The sequence below is a fragment of the Marinomonas vaga genome (assembly GCF_055388305.1).
On record NZ_AP043903.1, the window covers coordinates 1,611,160 to 1,630,009 of the forward strand.

Genomic DNA, 18,850 nt, shown 5'->3' on the forward strand with positions numbered 1-18,850 from the left:
TAGTTTAACTTTGTCCAAAAAGTACAATTTATTGTCCCGAAAGTTCCTAATGCTTTGACTCATCCTTAGCCACTATTAATCCATCTTATGTCAATCGCCTCGGCGAACAAAAATAACAAGGTGAGATTACTATGAAAACTCAAGTTGCCATTATCGGTGCGGGTCCGTCTGGTTTGTTGTTGGGTCAACTGTTAGCAAAGCAGGGGATCGATAACGTTATTGTTGAGCGTGTTTCAGGTGAATACGTGCTGGGGCGTATACGCGCTGGTGTATTGGAACAAGGCATGGTGGATTTACTTCGTGAAGCTGGCGTATCAGAGCGCATGGACAAAGAGGGAGAAGTGCACACAGGTGTCGAGCTTGCTTTCAATGACAAGCGTGTGCGCATTGCCTTGGATGAATTGACCGGTGGCGACACTGTCATGGTATACGGGCAAACGGAAGTCACTCGTGACTTGATGGTGGCACGGGAGCAAGCAGGTTTAACGACCGTTTACGAGGCAAGCAATGTTCAGCTCCATGATGTGAAGTCGGACGCAAGCGCCCCTTATGTGACCTTTGAAAAAGATGGGGAAACAGTTCGTCTAGACTGTGATTACATCGCAGGTTGTGATGGTTTTCATGGGGTGTCTCGCAAAACCATTCCAGACGAGGTTAAAACAGAGCATGAGCGTGTCTATCCCTTTGGTTGGTTAGGCTTGCTGTCTGATACCAAACCCGCTCACGATGAGTTGATCTACTGTAAAACTGACCGTGGTTTTGCTTTGGCCAGCATGCGTTCTGCTACCCGTTCCCGTTATTACATCCAAGTGCCCTTAACGGACAAAGTTGAAAACTGGAGCGATGAAGCTTTTTGGACAGAGTTAAAGCGCCGTTTACCTGCTGATGTGGCGGCCACCATGGAAACAGGCCCGAGCATCGAAAAGAGTATCGCCCCTTTGCGTTCGTTTGTGTGTGAGCCTATGCAATACGGTAAGCTGTTTTTGGTAGGAGATGCCGCCCATATTGTGCCGCCAACCGGTGCCAAAGGCCTGAATCTCGCGGCGTCTGATGTGGCGACCTTATATAAAATTATGACTCGAGCCTACCAACAAGGCGACCACAGCTGCGTGTCCCAATACTCCGAGATTTGCCTACGCCGAGTTTGGCATGGGGAGCGATTCTCTTGGTGGATGACGAACATGATGCATGACTTTGGCGATGTGGAAGTCAATGGTACGGATTCTGTGACCTTTGCTAAGTTTATGGAATCCGAATTGAGCTTCTATACTGACAATGAAGCGGGGCGAAAAGTCATTGCAACACAATATGTTGGCTTGCCTTATGAAGACCTAAAAGGCTAACTCATAAGTCGTCTCATGTAACCTTATCGAAATAATTGGATATCTTTTAGGGTTTAATAAAGTCATATAAAACATGGGCTTAATTATTTTTTTGCCGATTTTTTAACGTGATAAATCAAAAATGCTATCCAATTTTTCAATGAGGCGGCTTAATAATCAATTACCATTTTGATAAATGGGTTGTTAGCTTTGTTATATAAACCGATAGAACCATAGCAACATTAATAATAATTACTTTGGAGCTCTGTTATGAAAACAATAATAAAACACGGTGCGTTGGCCGCTATTGCAACAACGGTTATCGCTTCGGCAAATGCTAATGCTGCGGATTACACCCTACGTTTCGCACACTTCTTTCCCCCTGTAGCGGGCGCTCAGAAAGATATTTTTGAGCCATGGGCAGAAGCCATCGAAACGCAATCAAATGGCCGCATCAAAGTTGAAATGTACCCATCCTCTACGTTGGCTAAGCCACCTGCACTATACGATGCAGCGAAAAACCGTATTGCTGACGTATCGGCAACGGTTCAAGGCTACACAGCTAACCGCTTTCCTCTGACTCAAATTGTAGAGCTGCCTGGCGTGACTCAAAGTGCCGCCCAAGGCTCCTGTATTTTGCAGTCTATTTATGACGAAGGTTTCCTAGATAAAGAATACAGTGATACTAAACCACTGTTCTTATTCACCCATGGACCAGGTGGCATCCACACCACTGAAAAAGAAGTGACTAAGCCTTCTGATTTGGAAGGCCTGCGTATTCGTCGTCCGACCGCTGTAGTGGCCAAAATCCTTGAAGGTCTAGGTGCCCAGCCTGTAGGTATGCCAGCGCCAAGTGCTTACCAATCTACTCAACGTGGTGTCATTGATGGGGTGTCTCTGCCTTGGGAAGGTCAATATACCTTCCGTTTGAATGAGCTTACACCGCACCATACAGAAGTAGGTGGTTTGTACACGCTTTCATTCATCGTGACGATGAATAAGTCCTTCTACAACAAACTTCCAGCGGACCTTAAAAAGGTGATCGATGACAACTCAGGCATGAAATGGTCTGAAATTGCAGCGACTTCTTTTGATCGTCTTGATGAAGCCGGCCGTAAGCAAGCGGTAGAAATGGGTCACAAAATTAATGTGATCGAAGGTGGCGCAGAAAACCCACTTTGGAAACCAGTGCTTTACCAAGCAACAGAAGATTACCTAAACGAATTGGATAAGAAGCGTTTGCCTGCTCATAAGGTCTACGCTCGTGCAGTAGAGTTAGGTCAAACCACTTGTAAATAGTGATCGCTTTATCGCATGACGGCGTCCTGCTGTCATGTCGTTGCTAAACGAGAGTAGGCCTATATAGTTTATAAGGTCTACTCAGTTTGGCAGTCTTCGGAGTTTATTATGAATGCAATTACTCGTGTGTTCGGGAAGTTTACCCTGTTAATGCATTGGATTGGCGGTGTCTTTCTAATCAGTATGATGGTGTCAACTTTAGCCGACGTTATTTCGCGAGGACTTTTCACCATCACGGACGGTGCCATTGACTTCACCTTTATTGGCGGGGTTGAGCTGGTTAAATATGGTCTGTTATTCACCGTATTATTTGTACTGCCTCACTCCGTGAGTCGTTCACAGGTGATTGTGGATTTGTTTACGGATCACCTAAGTGACCGCAAAAAAGCGTTTTTAGAAGGTTTTTATCTGCTGTGCTTCGCTTTCTTGGGCGGCGCTATGGCCTACAGCTTCTATCATTTAGTAGATGAAGCGGCCATGAGTTATGAGACCACTCAAGATCTTTTGATTCCTATGACGTATTTCTATGGGATTGCCTCATTTGCTACAGCAATGCTGTGCATCTCTGCGACTTTACACGCGCTTGAACTAATTATTGATGGGAAGGCTGACGCATGAGTACCACAGCGATTGGATTATCTTGTATTGCGATCATGTTGTTAATGATCGCCCTCCGTGCGCCTATTGCTTTAGGCATGGCGGCCATGGGTTTTATCGGATTTGGTTGGATTGTCGCGTTTGAACCTGCGGTTTCTATCTTGGCCACAGGGCCCTTTGAAACCATGTCAAACTACAGCTTCAGCCCCATCCCAATGTTTATTTTAATGGGGGTGTTTGCTTCAAAGGCAGGCATGTCCCAAGAGCTGTTTACCGGAGCCCGTAAGGCGTTTGGTGCATGGCGTGGTGGCATGGCTTTGGCGGCAGTGACTTCCTGCGGCATCTTCTCTGCTATTTCTGGCTCTTCGATGGCGACGGCTGCGAGTATGTCCCGTGTGGCATTGCCTGAAATGGAAAAGAACGGCTACGCGCCCACTTTAGCAACAGGGACCTTGGCAGCTGGTGGCACCTTGGGAATCATGATTCCCCCATCTATTGCTTTGTTGCTCTACGCTTTGATTACTGAGCAGTCTGTTGGGGATATGTTCATTGCTGGCTTGATTCCGGGCCTATTAGGATTGGTGCTTTATGGACTAACCGTAGCCGTGTTGGTGACGGTTTATCCAAATATCGCCAAGCCAGGTGAGGCAACGAGCTTAAAAGAAAAGCTGATTGGTCTAAAAGGACTGGTGCCATTTACTGGGGTGTTCTTGTTCATCATTGGTGGTATCTATGGTGGCTGGTTTACGCCAACAGAGGCGGCGGCTGTGGGTGCGGCGGCAACCTTGGTCATCGCTGTAGTACGTGGCATGCGCTTTGAAGGCTTTATTGATGCCATTCAAGAAACCTTGGTAATGTCGGCCATGATCTTCTTTATGATCATTGGTGCAGAGATCTTTGGTTACTTCCTGTCAGTTTCTCGTATCTCTTTCACTCTTGTTGATTGGGTAGATGCCATGCAGCTATCGCCTTACATGGTGTTGTTCTGTGTTTTGATCCTCTTCATGGTGTTGGGTTGCGTTATGGACAGTATTGCTATGCTGCTGCTGACGGTCCCTGTGGTTTATCCATTGATTCAAGCCGCAGGCTTTGATCCTATCTGGTTTGGTATCATCGCTGTTATCACCGTGGAGTTGGGGTTGATTACACCACCAGTGGGAATGAATGTGTTTGTGATCAAGTCTGTCGCACCGCACATTTCCATTGGTCAGATGTATAAGGGCGTGATGCCATTTGTGATCTCTGATTTGGTGCGTTTGATTTTGATTATCGCCTTTCCAATGTTGGCAGTTGGTTTGCTGTAATCCTGTCCGATACAACGGCATTAAAAAGCCCTGTTAGAGTGATTTAACAGGGCTTTTTGTTGTCTGGAAGGTCACTTCAGGAGGAGGCTTTAAGGGCGAGCGCTGAGGTGAGTGACTAAAGCTTCGACGGCTGCATCTGCCCAGGCTTGGCGAGCTTTTTGCTCAGCTGACACATCATTGAGCCCAATGCCCCGCGCGGAAACTTGCCAACTGCCAATCATGGTGTCATTGCGGTCAGTCAGGGTGAGAGTCCCTTCCATAAAAGCATAATGGCGGGTCTTTTGTGTTTCACTGCGAGTCTGGGTATTGCTCATGACGGTAAAGGTCGAAGCTTGCCGGCTAGTTTGAAAACCTGCTTCCGTAAAAGCGGCTTCAAGGGAGCTTTGCTGTGCCGAATTAGGGACGTAAAACCGGTAGGTTTGAAAGGCCGAAGTAAGCTTTTTTTCAACGCTTTTTACCCGGTCATCACCTTCGTATGATGCACCGCTTTGTGAATAAAGCTGATACTTTTCAACAAGTTTGGAGCGTTGTGCGAAGCTTGGAATGAGCTGCATGTAAATGGGCCAGTCCGCTTCGATTACCTTGGGAGAAAGCGCTTTTGCTTGACTGAGAATATCACTTTCAACCTCATCAATCTGCAGACGAAGGCGGCTTAAAGCGCGACTGCGATCCAATACTTGCAGAGCATAGACGTAGTCTAAACCGGCATACCGCTCCTGGTTGCTGGTTTGCTCCAGTTCGATGGGGGCTGTCTTAACCCGAGTATAGAGGGTGTCATTTCGGGTAACTTGTTCCCCTTGGCTAGACTGGGCAACGTTCACCTGACTCGTCGTGGTTTGGCTGACTTGAGTCTTTAATTGTTGAGCAATCTGCCCATTGCCATTTTGTTCTGCTTGGGCAAAAGCCAGCGCCAGATTATCGATACGTTCATAGCTGCCCACACCGTAAAGGTAACGGCTACTTTTGGGTGGGTTAGCGACCCAATCAGGCAGGGTTTCGATAGGTTCTTTAGGTGCTGAAGCACAGCCTGCTAGAAGCAGGGCTGATGCTCCGAGCAAACTCCATGGCATGAGTGTCTGGCGCATGAGAGCTTAGCCTTTTGTTAGCAGTTTTTTGATTTTCTTCTGGCCGTTCCAAACCTCTCGGTTCGTGGTCATATCAATCAGTTTCAAGTCCACTTGGTAGAAGGTGACACGTTGGTCGCCGTCAGAATCCACGATGGAGTTGATGGTGCCAGACAAGGCAAAGCCTGCCCCTTGTTCCAACCCAAATTGAGCGGCGGTATCAGGGTTTGCATTCATTTCTTGGTCTGCTCGTTCGGTACGGATGTCTTCACGTTCTTCACCAGAGACAACGAAATCGACCCGACCGGCACGGAGTAGGCTACGCTTGATATCGTTCACAAAGGTGTCCACAGGGATGTGCTCATGGCTCTTGTTACGAATATTTTGGATGATCACCGTTGGGTTGCCGTCGTGTTCCATGTGGTAGTCGCGGAACCATGGGAAGGTCAGCATGTCTGTCATCATTTCTTCTGCCACAAGGCGAGAATCCGTATCGTTCCAGCGATCAGATAGGGCAACTTCCTCGTTCACGTCGATTCGCTTAACTCCACCTGAGCTACAGGCCATCAAAGCTGTGCTCAGCAGCGCAATCAGTGCAGTACGCCATGTTAGTGTTTTCATGTGGATCTCCATTAAGTCATTGATCTCTAGTTTAGTTTGGATTGCGAAGATTCCAAATCTTCAATTCGTTTTGTTCGAGAGTGATGGGCCCTAAGGTAAATTCCTTGCCTGTGGCTTGGTAAGTGGGGCGATAGTCTCCCGGTGTCAATGGTATACGTGTTAAGCGGACTTGCGCGGGCAAGGTTAGCCAGTTACGAGTTTCCGCGGCAGAAGTGGCAAACAGGGTCACTTGGCTCGCTAGGTTTAAAAACAGTCCAAGGGTGTCGTCTTGGGTTAGCTGGCTTTGTACTTGATAAGCCAACCAAGCCCGAACCATTTCTCTTACGAGGCTTTCATAGATATCCCGTTGGGCGTTTGCTAACTGGTCCTGGAAGGCAATGTCCGCCAAAGACGCCATGCGAATACTTGAATCTGAGCCGTTATCTTGGGTATCCACTAGGTGTGTGACCGTAGGTCGGGCATCCAGTTCAAAGCGTCGATAAAATGGCACTGTGACGCGCAAAGGGATGTCATATAGCATTTTATCAAGCTGAAGGCTGTCGAGTTGCTGCCAAGCTGCTTTGCCTAGGAGGACGCGTTTGGTGAAGATGCCGGTGAAGACATCCCAGCCGCCACCATTTTTGTAATTGGCGATCATGGAAAGGGGAGTGAGATCCGAGTACACCATGGTAAACCAGCGGAATTCATCATAGCTGTTTAGATTGCGGTTACCTGACTGGTTGGGGATGATGGGGTCAAGCAGCAAGGAGTAGCTTTGTGGATCAGGGTATAAGAGTAGGGACATTTCGCTCTTATCCGGGATAAATCCTTGGTGTTCTAGAATCACCAGTTCAGCTGAGTGGGATTGATAGCGGTCATATTGATCGAGCATTTGAGCATTGAGGTGTTCGTTTTTCGCTTGTTCGATCTCTGCTTTGCTCCAACCAGACTTTTGCATCATGCGAATGGCGTCGAGCCACGCTCTCTTTCCAGTCACTTGAGGTAGGTTGTACTGTTCTGCGTAACCTTGTTCATAAAGGGTGGCGGCATCCGTATAACTGATGCGAGCGTCGTCATATTGTCCTGACGCTTCATATTGGAGGCCTTCGAGATAGCGCCCCCAAGCATCTTCCCGATACTGGTACTGTTCGGTACTGCGGCCGCCTGAGTAAAAGTTGCCCAGCCAATCTACGGCCTTGAGATAGAAGGGCTGGTTTTCTTTGGCTTCTAAATCACTGTAACTCAAGGTCTGGGCAGCGATTTCATTCAATTTAAGATCAATGCGACGGGCTTCCACCAAGGCGGAATCCAATAACTGCACCTTGCTTTGTCGTTGGGGCGCTGTTTCAGATAGGGCGAGATAGTTGAGGGATTTTAAGTAGCTGATGTATACCCGTTCCACACCATTTCCACGGTAACTGCCCTGTCGAGGATTGCTGACAAAGGCCCAAGCTCGGTCACTAAAGTTAGTGCTAAAAAAGGTGTCACTGAGTCGTTCTGCTTGCTCTAGAAGCTGATTGCTGCGCTCATAGTCGCCTTCGTATTGGGCGAGGGCGCCTTTTTCCATGTAATAAAGTAATTGGTCTTTAGGAGAGTCTAGCGCTTCATCAAATACCGCTTCTGCTGCTTGCCATTGCCCTTGACGAGCTAAGGACAAGCCTTCATCAACATCCTGCCGATAGGTGGCACAGCCGCTTAATAGGCTGATGAAAAGCGTGACTATGAGTAAACGCACGTTAGCTTCCTTTCCCTAAGAACTGATGCAAAAATAATAGGCCAATCAATGCCATGCAAGTTAAATAGAGCACCATCCAGCGCATTTTCATGCAGTAAGGACAGGGTTTACGTTTTTTCTTTGTCATGTGAAGGCTCAAATCTGATGATCAGGAAGACTTTATTCAGACTATAAACAAAAAAGGAGGCCGAAGCCTCCTTAGATGTGCATTAATTGATCCGGCTAAAGGATTACTGAGCCGTTTCTGTTGCAGCTTGCTGTTGTTGCTTCTGTAGGCTTTCCATGTACAGAGCGTCAAAGTTGATTGGCGCTAGCATGACTGGGTTGAAGCTGCCTTTGGTGATGATGGCATCGATGTTTTCACGGGCGTATGGGAAAAGCGTGCCTGGGCAGAATGCACCCAGTGCGTGATGCAATTGTTTTTCTTCAAAGCCAGAGATAGTGAATAGACCACCTTGAAGTACTTGTACCAAGTAGGCTGCTTCACCGTTGTTTTTAACGTTAACTGTGATCTCTAGTACTACTTCGTAAAGGTTTTCGCCTACTTGACGGCTCTTAGTGTTTAGCTCAAGGCCTACTTCAGGCTTCCATTCTTCTTGAAAAACCATTGGTGAGCGTGGTGATTCAAAAGAGATGTCTTTTAGAAAAATACGTTGAATCTGTAGTTGTGGTTGAGCTTGGTTGTTTTCTTCAGCCATGATAGTTCCTTGGTATTGTTAGTTTTTGGCGAGCATTTCATCAAGTTTCTGTGCACGCTCTAAGGCAAATAGGTCATCGCATCCACCCACATGTTGTTCCCCGATCCAGATCTGAGGAACAGTATGGCGTCCGCATTTCTCCATCATTTCTTGACGCAACGCACGGTTGCCATCAACGTTGATTTCATCAAAGTTCACTTGTTTGGCCGACAGGAGCTGTTTTGCACGGATGCAAAACGGGCAAAAGTCGCTTGAGTAAATGGTTACATTTGCCATGGTGGGCCTCATTAATTACTTTTTCACTAACGGTAAGCTAGCATTTTGCCACTCGGTAATGCCACCTTGAAGCTTGTACACATCAAAGCCTGCTTTGATCAGCTCTTTGGCACTTGAGCCAGCTGTCATACCGTTCTTACATACAATGATTAATGGAGACGATTTGTGTTTTTCCAATGTGCCCATTTGATCTTTTAGTTTAGCAGACGGGACATTAATGGAACCTGTGATATGGCCAGTGCGGTATTCATTTGCTGGGCGGATGTCGACAATCACTGCATCTTTATCATTAATAAGGTTCGTTGCAGAGGACGGGCTAACGGTACGAGCGCCGCCACGAGTTTCAACAAAGATAAGTGTCGCTGCGATCGCTAAAAATACTGCGACCATTTCCCAGTGGTTAGTTGCGAATTCGATTAATTGATTGATCATGTTGGTCTCAAGCCTATAAAAAAACTGCGAAGCATTATACACGGCAAGGGCAATGGGTACATACTAGCAACAATGAGAGTTAGACGGAGTTTCTTGTGTCAAAGATCAATATCCTAGGAGCCATGTGTTGCATTCTGATGATGGGGGCCTTGGCGGGGTGCACGACTATTAATCCTCAAGGGGATTTTGAAACGTCCCGTAATGCGCAGCAGTTAGTGTTGGCGCAGACTCTCGAAGCTCTTTGGGAGCGGGCCCATGTCATACCTGAATTGCAAAAAGGCGCGCCATTGACTAGCTCTACGGAGAGCGGGCAGAGCGCCATCACACATCAGAATGCGCAAAATCTAAAAATCGCCCAAGAGCAGCTTTCCTTGGTCGATGAGCGTTTAGCTCAGCGTCAGTTAAACCCAAGCACAGGGGATTTAGCTCAGCTTCATATTTTAGTGGCGACCAGTGAAAAGCAGATTCAATACTATGCATCGCCCCTTGCGATTTATCGTGGGCAGCAGACCCGTTGGCCCTTTGTGGCAGAGGATGGTGGAACCATAGATTTACGGGTGGTATGGAATGAAGATGGCAATCTTTATGTGGAAGGTCAGGATGTGATGGATTTGAGCCCTGCCAGCAGTGATGTGCCTTTTGCCACGCAGGTGTTTTATTACGGGAATCAGGTCCTGGCGCAGGTTTCTTTAAATGTGGTGCTGCAGGTAAAAGTGCCGCGGTTGTAATTGGTTAAAAACAAAAAAAGGGGGCCATCCTACCTAGGAGGCTCCCTTTTTTAGGTCAGAGCAAGGTCTTGCTCTTCGCTCGCCAACTACTTGGTGTTGGTGGAATCAAAAATCTTGTCGGCGTTGCCTTCAATGAAGCTATCAAACAGCTCTCCATTGGGTTGTTTGTGGCGCAAAGCAAACTCGTAAAAGCAGCTTGGAATGGTCCGTGTCTCACCACCTGAGAAGGTCACATCCACTTTGTCAGCCATGGTTGAAGACTGTTGTAGGAAGGACTCAGGAGAGCCTTTAATTAGGCCGCCGGTTTGGTTCAAAGCGTAGCCTTCTGATTGAATCAACTCGTTCACCTGCTCAATGGTTGGGAACTTCTCTAAATGGTTGATGCTCACTGTGAAATGGTTCGCTTGCATGCCCATGGTGCTTAACCAAGCGGCGTATTCGCTGTGCTCTACCAGTGTGAGGTAGTCTTCTAGGCTTGGTATATCCCAAAGGCGTTTTTGCCAGAAAATTTCTGGGCCTTTCACCACATCCGCAGGAATTTGCGCTACCAGGCCATTAATGATGTCTTGGCAGTCCTGGGTCAGTTCTTCTGTTAAAAGCTCGGATAAGAAAATCTTTGGCGCATCCGCTTGCTCAGTATGCTTATAGCAACGGGCTTTTAAGTGTTTGTTTTCAAAACGGAATTGGCCGTAAGCTTGGTAACCCATTTGTTCAAACAAGGGTTCAAGTTTGGCCAAGGAAATAGGAGAGTTGCCAAAAGTACGAAAGGCAACGTGATCGTTAATCACTGTTTCACCCTGTTGTTTGAATAGGGTCTGAATCTTATGGGCTTGAGGGGTAACGTCTGTGTAGGCGTCCCATAGGGCGTCGAAAAATTGATTCACTTGCATGGCTCTCTCCTAATGTTTGGTGTGTGTCATCATCACCGATGGGGTCACTGTATGCGCTCCGTTGCGTCCCTGCAAAAGGTAAAAAAGCATCTTCTAATGCTGAAAAATCATGCATTCAACCATTAGCAATCAATTTATAGGGGCTGAAACATTCTAAAAATGGGTGCTCAAAAGCTGCTGCTTAACCGCCAAAATCGTATTGATTAAATGGGCTGGCAAGCTGGTTTGCTTAGAGTGCGCTAATCCCACCACCCGTTTTAAGCTCACATCATTGATCGGACGAATCAAGACGTCATTTCGCTCCCGTAGGGAGTGCTCCGGGATCAAGGAAATACCTAGACCCGCTGCTACCAGATCCAATGCGTACTCCTCTGTTTTGACTTGAGCACGAATATCCATGGTGACCCCTTGTTTCTGCATGAGGTAGTTCCATGATTCCTGAATATCGCATGGCTTTCGCGAAATGAACGCCAGCTTATCGATCTGTTTTATTGATAAGGAGGGGAAATCCCCGAGCCAGTGATCGTTGTTCATGGCGATCACATAGTTATCTTCCCAGAGTGGGTAAAACACATCGCTGTCACTGGTGTAGCTATTACACGTGAAACGCAAATCCGCTTGCTCTGATTCATCCACCAAATTAAAGGTCAACCCTGGGATTTCATCTAATAGGGTTTTCAATACCTGGCTGACGAGAGCCCCAGATAAGAAAGGTGCTAACGAAATAGACAACTCTAATGGTGCGCTGGAGTCGGAAAACATGCTCCGCATGGCATTTAAATCGTTCACCATGCGACAAGCGTGGGGGTAAAGCTGAGCGCCGCTGTCCGTGGCGGTGACACCTTTTGAATGGCGTACAAACAGCTGGGTGCCTAGGTCATCTTCTAACTGTGCCAAGGTAGCCGAGATAGAAGGCTGTGCTACGAAACAGCGTTTTGCTGCACCGCTTAAGCTGCGTTCTTCAAATACGGCAATAAAGTAACGGAGGGAGCGAACGTCCATACAGAGGTCTCAAGATTCAGGTGTTTTTATTAGTATGGGTTTAGCTATAGGAAAAAGCTAGACCAGAACCATAAAATCAATATTTCTCATTGATAGCTCTAGGGGGTACTGTGAATCCATCGAATTTAGATATCACATAACGAGGTTCAATCATGACTTTAGCTTGCTTAGACACATTGGGTGTTAACTCCCTTAAACAAGGGGATACGTTTTACAGCGTCCTAACCGGTAACAAGGTATCCCTAGGTGAAGGAGAGGCTTTTTCTGCTCACAGCCCGATTGATGGCGCTAAATTGTCTCAGTTTAACAACGCAACACCGGCTCAATTAGAGGCTGTAAACGTTGAACTCCAAGACGCTTTTAAAGCCTTGCGTGTGATCCCTGCACCACGTCGTGGCGAGCTAGTACGTCGCATTGGTGAAGAAGCACGTAAGTACAAAAACGAATTGGCTCAAGTGATCTCTCTTGAAGCGGGTAAGATCCTTCCAGAAGCACTGGGTGAAGTACAAGAATGGATTGACGTATGTGACTTCGCGGTAGGTCAATCACGCATGCTACACGGTTTGTCTATCGTGTCTGAGCGTCCAGGGCACCGCATGATGGAGCAATGGCAGCCACTTGGCCCAGTTGCTGTGATCACAGCATTTAACTTCCCAATGGCGGTTTGGTCTTGGAACGCAATGCTAGGTCTCGTATGTGGTGACCCAATCCTACTAAAACCGTCTGAAAAAGCGCCTCTTTGTGCTTTGGCAATGTACCAGATCGCACAAAACGTCATTGCTGATATGCCTGATATTCCAAAAGCGTCTGTTAGCGTAATGATCGGCGGCCGTGACCTAGGTGAGGCTATCTCTGCAAGCCCAGTGTTCCCACTGGTGTCTGCAACAGGCTCCACTGCTATGGGCCGTGAAGTGGCGAAAACCGTAGCAGCACGTCTAGGTCGTTCATTATTAGAGCTTGGTGGCAACAATGCCATGATCGTGTCTGACACGGCAGACTTAGATCTAGCACTACGTGCAATCGTATTCTCTGCCGCAGGTACGGCTGGTCAGCGTTGTACAACATTGCGTCGTCTAATCACTCATGAGTCAGTTGTTGATGGCTTGGTGGAGCGCGTGGCGAAATCTTACGGCACCTTGCGCATTGGTAGCCCATTGGAAGAAGGAAACCTAGTTGGACCTCTAATCGATGAAGGCAGCTTTGCACGCATGCAAAATGCTCTGGAAGCGGCGAAAGCACAAGGCGGCGAAATTATTTGTGGTGGCGAGCGTGTGACCGAAGGCGTACCAACAGGTGGTTTCTATGTGAAGCCTGCCATCGTTCGTATTGCCCATGATGCACCAATCGTTCATGAAGAGACCTTTGCGCCTATTCTATATGTCTTGACCTACAAAACTTTCGATGAAGCCATCGAAATTCAAAACGAAGTACCACAAGGTCTGTCCTCTGCGGTATTCACTGAAAGCATGCGTGAGGCAGAGTTGTTTATGTCTCCAGCGGGCTCAGATTGTGGTATCGCTAACGTTAACATCGGTACCTCTGGCGCTGAGATCGGTGGTGCGTTCGGTGGTGAGAAAGAAACTGGTGGTGGTCGCGAGTCCGGTTCTGATGCATGGCGCAACTACATGCGTCGTACAACAAATACCATCAACTACGGTGGTGACCTACCGTTGGCACAAGGCATTGTATTCGAATAACAGCGAGTACCTTCCATAAAGTAAACAGGCGAGTCTAGCTCGCCTGTTTTGGTTTTTGTTGATTGTTTTCCCTGTCTGTTTTTTTTGAGAGGTCGTCTTTATGTCTATTCAACAGCCTTGTGATTCCCTATGGCGCGCGAGTGCCCCAGCGGCTTCGGAACTGATGCCATTGGAGCAAGAATTAGACGTTGATGTTGCTATCGTTGGTGGTGGGTTTACTGGCTTGTCTGCGGCACTGCATCTAGCAAAGTTTGGTTTAAGTGTGGCTCTGGTTGAGGCATCTGAAATCGGTTATGGCGGCTCTGGACGTAATGTGGGATTGGCCAATGCTGGACTATGGCTGGAGCCAGACGATCTTGACCGCCAGCTAGGTAAAGAAGCGGGTAAAACTTTATACGATGCTTTAGCCGTCGCTCCAGATTACGTTTATGGCTTGGTGGAAGAATACGGCATTCAATGTGAGGCCACTCGCAATGGCACTCTGCACTGTGGTGTAGGAAAGGCTGGCTTGGCTCAGCTACAACGCCGCTGTGAACAAATGCAACAGCGGGGAGCGCCAGTAACCTTATTAGATGCGCCTGAGGCGCAGGCGCGTATTGGCTCGAAAAAGTTCAATTCGGCACTATTCGACCCTCGTGCAGGGACGATTCAACCATTGGGCTATGCTCGAGGGTTGGCCCATGCGGCTCTGAAAGAAGGGGCTCAACTATTTGACCAATCTCCGGTAGAAAATGTCTTACCTGAGGGGGATCGATGGTTGGTAAAAACCGCCCGCGGCAGTGTGAAAGCTGACAAGGTGGTTCTGGCCACCAACGCCTACGGCGAATATGGGGTAAAACAACAGGCGCGTAAGTTTGTCCCTATTTTTTATAGCCAACTCGCCACCCAGCCGTTACCGCAAGACGTATTAGACGTCATTCTCCCGAATAAAGAAGGCTGTTGGGACACTTGTACCGTGATGAGCTCATTCCGCCTAGATCAGCAGGGCCGTTTGGTGTTTGGCGGTATGGGGGGCGAAAAGCATTACCACGCAAGCTGGGCGACACAGCGTGTTAAGGAGCTGTGGCCAGTTCTAGAGAAGGTCAGCTGGGAATACTCTTGGACAGGCAAGATCGCCTACAGCGAAGACCATCTGCCCCATTGTCAGCAGCTTCAGCGTGGGTTGTATAGTGTGGCCGGTTACAGTGGGCGAGGCATCGGCCCAGGCACCATTATGGGCAAAGAGTTAGCCCAATGGTTTGCCGGTAAACGGGATGCTCTGTCGGCACCAATGACGACCTTGCGTGATATTCCTCTACGTGAGGTGAAGCGTATGTTCTATGAAGTGGGGGCACACACTTACCATGTGGGGCAGCGTACCCACGTATTGGACTAGGATAGACGCCATATATTGGCAAACAAATGCAAAGGAATGCGTAATCTATGGGTGTTCCTTTGTTCTCTTGATAGGCGAATGTGACGACTTGCTGTAAAGTTACGACTTCCCATAACATTCGGTAAATATGGCATATCAATGCGGAGATACATCCCTTCTTCTACGGCGCTTAAATGTTTTGAAGCGTCTGTTCGGCATTTGAGTTTTACCCGGGCAGCTCAAGAGCTGCATCTAACCCAAAGTGCGGTCAGCCGCCAAATCCGTAACCTCGAAGAGTTCCTATCCCGGGACTTGTTTATCCGCCTTAACAAGCGCTTGGTCTTAACCAGTACTGGGGCGGCTTATTACAAAGAAGTGGTGCCCTTATTAGACAGCATGGAGAACGCTAGTTTGCGTATGCTGCATCGGGAAGATGAAAAGACGACTTTGACGATTTCTGCACTGCCCACCTTTGCTTCCTACTGGTTAATGCCCAAACTCGCTGCCTTTGAAAAGGCACACCCCCGCTTCCAAATCAAAGTTCGATCCCTTGATGATGCGGCCAAGATTGACCCAGAAAGCATCGATATTATTCTGCACTACGGTGGCGACCATTGGCCAAGGGCCGTGAGTCACCATTTGCTCAGTGAGCGAGTCGTAGCAGTCTGTGCGCCAAGCTTGTTAGAAGGGCTTGAATTAACAGGGTTAGAACCTAAAGATGTAGTGGATTTCCCGATGCTGCATTTATCCTCTCGCATCAATGCTTGGCCGGATTGGATGGTGGCGCAAGACCTCGAAAGTGGCTCGTTTGCGGGGCCATCCTTTGCCCACTTTCATATGTTGTTAGAGGCCGCTAAGCACGGTATGGGTATTGCCATCTTGCCCACTATTATTGCAGGACAAGCCTTAGCCGCAGGGGATTTGATCGCGCCATTTGGTGACAGTGTGGAAACCCCCCACGAGTACCTTTTATCGTATCCGGCGGACAAAGCGGACCTTGAGCAGGTGGTGACCTTTAGGGATTGGTTGCTCAAGCACTCGGACATTATGTAATTTTATTACAGCTATAGCCTTTTACGTGCTGTAAAGCCGTGGGAGGGCTATGGTAGTATCAAATGTAATCGTCAATTACTCATCGGGATTGGTACACATGAATAAGAAAACAACGGCACTGTTTATTCTGGATGGCTGGGGATACAGCGAAACCTCTACTTCTAACGCGATCGCAGCCGCAAACACTCCGAATTGGGACAAACTGTGGGGCAATCGCCCACATACTCTGATTAAAACCTCTGGTATGGCCGTTGGATTACCAGACGGGCAAATGGGTAACTCAGAAGTAGGTCACATGAACCTTGGCGCAGGCCGAGTGGTGTACCAAAACTTTACCCGTATCGGGAAAGCCATTGAAGACGGTAGCTTTTTTGAAAATGACGCCTTAGTAAGCGCGGTAGACAAAGCGGTGGCGGCGGGTAAAGCCGTACACATACTAGGGCTTCTATCGCCAGGTGGCGTTCACAGTCACCACGAACAAATTATGGCAATGTGTGAATTGGCAGCCCGTAAAGGTGCCAAAGCTGTCTATGTCCATGGCTTCACTGATGGCCGCGACACACCGCCACGCTCCGCACAAGATCCTATTGCAGAGCTTGAAGCTAAGTTAGCAGAGCTTGGCGTAGGACGTATCGCGTCTTTGACTGGTCGTTACTATGCTATGGATCGTGATAGCCGTTGGGATCGTGTCGAGCAAGCCTACAATGTCATTGTCGACGGTGCTTCTGAGTACCAAGCGGATTCCGCTAAAGCGGCCATTGAGGCGGCTTACGACCGTGATGAAAACGACGAATTCGTTAAAGCGACTGCCATTGGTGAGGCAGTGAGTGTAGAAGATGGCGATGCTGTGATCTTTGCTAACTTCCGCCCTGACCGTGCTCGTCAACTGACTCGCGCCTTCACTGACGCTGACTTTGATGGTTTTGCTCGCAAGTCCACGCCAGCCTTGGCGAGCTTTGTAACCTTCACGGAATTTGCGTCCGACATCAAAGCGGATGTGGCTTACCCACCTGTTGCCCTAAGTAATACGCTGGGCGAAGTCTTGTCTAAGACTGGCAAAAAGCAACTGCGTATCGCAGAAACGGAAAAATACGCCCACGTTACCTTCTTCTTCAATGGTGGTGAAGAGGCCGTATTTGATGGTGAAGAGCGTGAATTGATTCCTTCACCAGATGTGGCAACCTACGACCTTAAACCAGAAATGAGTGCGCCTGAAGTCACGGACAAACTGGTGGAAGTAATCGAAGCGGGTAAGTACGACACCATCATTTGTAACTTCGCTAACGGTGACATGGTGGGGCACAGTGGTATCTTTGAAGCTGCGGTGGCAGCAGTAGAGGCCGTGGATGCTTGTCTAGGTCGTATCTTGGCTGCTCTGGAAGTGAACGGTGGCCAGTGCTTGATTACAGCGGACCATGGTAACGTAGAACAAATGTTGAGCGACGATGGCTCCCAGCCACTGACTTCACATACATTGGAACCTGTGCCGCTGGTACTTGTCTCACCTAATGCTGACCTCGCTCTGCAAGAAGGTGCACTGTGTGACATTGCTCCGACCCTACTGGATATGATGGGCATGGATAAACCAGAAGAGATGACCGGCCACAGCCTACTTATTCGTCAATAATGTAAGGAAATCCTAATGGGATTGAAGACCTGCTTATTGATGCTAAGCCTCCTGCTGACCAGCTTTGCCTGGTCGGCAGCGCCGCAAACACCGGAGGAGGCGCGCCAACAGATTCAAGCGTTGCAAAAAGATCTGGCCAAGTTAAATGATTGGCTTAAGGATTTGAAAGACGAGCGCTCCAGTGTTGAGAAGCAACTGGAAAGCAAAGAGCAATCGATTCAAGACCTGTCGAAACAGATCCAAGAGCTGCAACAAAGCTTGGAAAAGGGCGCTGCTCAACTGAAAACGTTGCAATCCCAGCAACGTAGTTTGCAGCTTAGCATCCAACAACAGCATGAACAGATAGCCGCCCAACTCAGGGCGGTTTATCGTTCTGGTGATGATGATGGTCTGAAATACCTACTCAATGATCGGCCCACGGATGAATCCATGCGTCTGATCCACTACAACCGCTATTTTTCTAATGCCCGTCAGTCCCTTGTTAATGGCTTTTCGGCGGAAGCAAACGATCTTAACTTGATTGAAAAAAGCATCCGCAGCCAGCGGGCGCAAATGGTTCAAGAGCAAGCGGATTTAAAAAAGCGACAGTCTCGGGTCACCGAAGAGCAAGCCCAGCGTAAAAAATTACTTGCGAAAATTGAAACCGATTTGAATTCTGGTGATCGAAAGGCGGCACAGCTCAAAAAAAACGAAGCGCAAATGCAGGCATTGCTAAAACAGCTTGAGCAAGCCCTTGCAGACATACAGATTCCTGACCAAGACACGCCTTTTGGAACGCAAAAAGGAAAGTTGATCAAACCACTTAACGTGTTGAAGCGCTTACCGGATAATTCCCAAATCAACTTGGGAGGTGTGGCGCTAGCGGCCCGTGATGGGGAGTCAGTCAGAGCGACCTACCATGGCAGAGTGGTTTTCGCTGATTGGATGCGTGGTTTCGGCTTTTTAATGATTATAGATCATGGTGACGGCTACATGTCGCTTTATGGCTATAACCAAAGCTTACTCAAAGAAGTAGGTGAGTGGGTCAGCGCCAATGATGTGATTGCCACAGCAGGCAGTTCTGGCGGGCGCTCTGAAACGAGCTTGTTTTTTTCAATTCGTCATGATGGCGAGCCTTTATCTCCATTAAGTTGGGTGCGTACGGGTTAATATTCCGCTCCAAAATAAGGAAA

Annotated in this window: 18 protein-coding genes; 10 read left to right on the forward strand and 8 right to left on the reverse strand. The window is 48.2% G+C overall.

The window, feature by feature from the left end; genetic code table 11:
* Positions 1 to 131: 131 nt before the first annotated feature.
* The 4 genes from pobA (at position 132) to ACZ5DR_RS07485 (ending at position 4,522) form a co-directional block, all read left to right on the forward strand.
* Positions 132 to 1,343, forward strand: a complete 1,212-nt coding sequence (gene pobA, locus ACZ5DR_RS07470; protein ID WP_377366561.1) for a 4-hydroxybenzoate 3-monooxygenase — start codon at positions 132 to 134, stop codon at positions 1,341 to 1,343.
* Between the two features lie 249 nt (positions 1,344 to 1,592).
* Positions 1,593 to 2,621 (forward strand): TRAP transporter substrate-binding protein, encoded by a 1,029-nt coding sequence (locus ACZ5DR_RS07475; RefSeq protein WP_377366559.1) that lies wholly within the window; start codon positions 1,593 to 1,595, stop codon positions 2,619 to 2,621.
* 108 nt (positions 2,622 to 2,729) lie between these two features.
* Positions 2,730 to 3,239 (forward strand): TRAP transporter small permease, encoded by a 510-nt coding sequence (locus tag ACZ5DR_RS07480; protein ID WP_377366557.1) that lies wholly within the window; start codon positions 2,730 to 2,732, stop codon positions 3,237 to 3,239.
* On the forward strand, positions 3,236 to 4,522 hold the full coding sequence (locus ACZ5DR_RS07485; RefSeq protein ID WP_377366555.1) for a TRAP transporter large permease: 1,287 nt from the start codon (positions 3,236 to 3,238) through the stop codon (positions 4,520 to 4,522). The genes ACZ5DR_RS07480 and ACZ5DR_RS07485 overlap by 4 nt, the downstream gene beginning before the upstream one ends.
* An 89-nt stretch (positions 4,523 to 4,611) precedes the next feature.
* On the opposite strand, the gene ACZ5DR_RS07490 is transcribed toward ACZ5DR_RS07485, so the two are convergent.
* From ACZ5DR_RS07490 to ACZ5DR_RS07515, 6 genes are all read right to left on the reverse strand, one after another.
* On the reverse strand, positions 4,612 to 5,607 hold the full coding sequence (locus ACZ5DR_RS07490; RefSeq protein WP_377366553.1) for an LPP20 family lipoprotein: 996 nt from the start codon (positions 5,605 to 5,607) through the stop codon (positions 4,612 to 4,614).
* A 6-nt stretch (positions 5,608 to 5,613) separates the two neighbouring features.
* Positions 5,614 to 6,207: a penicillin-binding protein activator LpoB gene (locus ACZ5DR_RS07495; RefSeq protein WP_377366551.1), complete on the reverse strand. Its 594-nt coding sequence runs from the start codon at positions 6,205 to 6,207 to the stop codon at positions 5,614 to 5,616.
* Between the two features lie 31 nt (positions 6,208 to 6,238).
* On the reverse strand, positions 6,239 to 7,921 hold the full coding sequence (locus tag ACZ5DR_RS07500; protein WP_377366549.1) for a COG3014 family protein: 1,683 nt from the start codon (positions 7,919 to 7,921) through the stop codon (positions 6,239 to 6,241).
* Between the two features lie 230 nt (positions 7,922 to 8,151).
* Positions 8,152 to 8,619 carry a protein-export chaperone SecB gene (secB, locus tag ACZ5DR_RS07505; protein ID WP_377366547.1) on the reverse strand — a complete coding sequence of 156 codons (468 nt, stop codon included), beginning with the start codon at positions 8,617 to 8,619 and terminating at the stop codon, positions 8,152 to 8,154.
* Positions 8,620 to 8,637: 18 nt separating this feature from the next.
* Positions 8,638 to 8,895, reverse strand: coding sequence for a glutaredoxin 3 (gene grxC / locus ACZ5DR_RS07510; RefSeq protein ID WP_377366545.1), 258 nt, complete (start codon positions 8,893 to 8,895; stop codon positions 8,638 to 8,640).
* A 15-nt stretch (positions 8,896 to 8,910) separates the two neighbouring features.
* Positions 8,911 to 9,327 carry a rhodanese-like domain-containing protein gene (locus tag ACZ5DR_RS07515; protein ID WP_377366543.1) on the reverse strand — a complete coding sequence of 139 codons (417 nt, stop codon included), beginning with the start codon at positions 9,325 to 9,327 and terminating at the stop codon, positions 8,911 to 8,913.
* A gap of 95 nt (positions 9,328 to 9,422) precedes the next feature.
* Here ACZ5DR_RS07515 and ACZ5DR_RS07520 point away from each other — a divergent pair, with 95 nt between their 5' ends.
* Positions 9,423 to 10,055 (forward strand): hypothetical protein, encoded by a 633-nt coding sequence (locus tag ACZ5DR_RS07520; RefSeq protein WP_377366541.1) that lies wholly within the window; start codon positions 9,423 to 9,425, stop codon positions 10,053 to 10,055.
* An 86-nt stretch (positions 10,056 to 10,141) separates the two neighbouring features.
* On the opposite strand, the gene ACZ5DR_RS07525 is transcribed toward ACZ5DR_RS07520, so the two are convergent.
* A complete protein-coding gene (locus tag ACZ5DR_RS07525; protein ID WP_377366539.1) occupies positions 10,142 to 10,945 on the reverse strand; it encodes a DUF1338 domain-containing protein in 804 nt (267 codons plus the stop codon).
* Between the two features lie 153 nt (positions 10,946 to 11,098).
* Complete coding sequence (locus tag ACZ5DR_RS07530; RefSeq protein WP_377366538.1) at positions 11,099 to 11,947, reverse strand: LysR family transcriptional regulator; 849 nt, start codon at positions 11,945 to 11,947, stop codon at positions 11,099 to 11,101.
* Positions 11,948 to 12,099: 152 nt separating this feature from the next.
* On the opposite strand from ACZ5DR_RS07530, the gene amaB reads away from it, so the two are divergent.
* From amaB to ACZ5DR_RS07555, 5 genes are all read left to right on the forward strand, one after another.
* Entirely contained in the window at positions 12,100 to 13,644 is a 1,545-nt protein-coding gene (amaB, locus tag ACZ5DR_RS07535; protein WP_377366536.1) for an L-piperidine-6-carboxylate dehydrogenase, read from the forward strand.
* A 100-nt stretch (positions 13,645 to 13,744) separates the two neighbouring features.
* Positions 13,745 to 15,019: an NAD(P)/FAD-dependent oxidoreductase gene (locus ACZ5DR_RS07540; RefSeq protein ID WP_377366534.1), complete on the forward strand. Its 1,275-nt coding sequence runs from the start codon at positions 13,745 to 13,747 to the stop codon at positions 15,017 to 15,019.
* A 198-nt stretch (positions 15,020 to 15,217) separates the two neighbouring features.
* Positions 15,218 to 16,051, forward strand: a complete 834-nt coding sequence (locus ACZ5DR_RS07545) for a LysR substrate-binding domain-containing protein (protein WP_464543891.1) — start codon at positions 15,218 to 15,220, stop codon at positions 16,049 to 16,051.
* 97 nt (positions 16,052 to 16,148) lie between these two features.
* Complete coding sequence (gpmI, locus tag ACZ5DR_RS07550; protein WP_377366530.1) at positions 16,149 to 17,678, forward strand: 2,3-bisphosphoglycerate-independent phosphoglycerate mutase; 1,530 nt, start codon at positions 16,149 to 16,151, stop codon at positions 17,676 to 17,678.
* Between the two features lie 15 nt (positions 17,679 to 17,693).
* A complete protein-coding gene (locus ACZ5DR_RS07555; RefSeq protein ID WP_377366528.1) occupies positions 17,694 to 18,827 on the forward strand; it encodes a murein hydrolase activator EnvC family protein in 1,134 nt (377 codons plus the stop codon).
* Positions 18,828 to 18,850 lie beyond the last annotated feature (23 nt).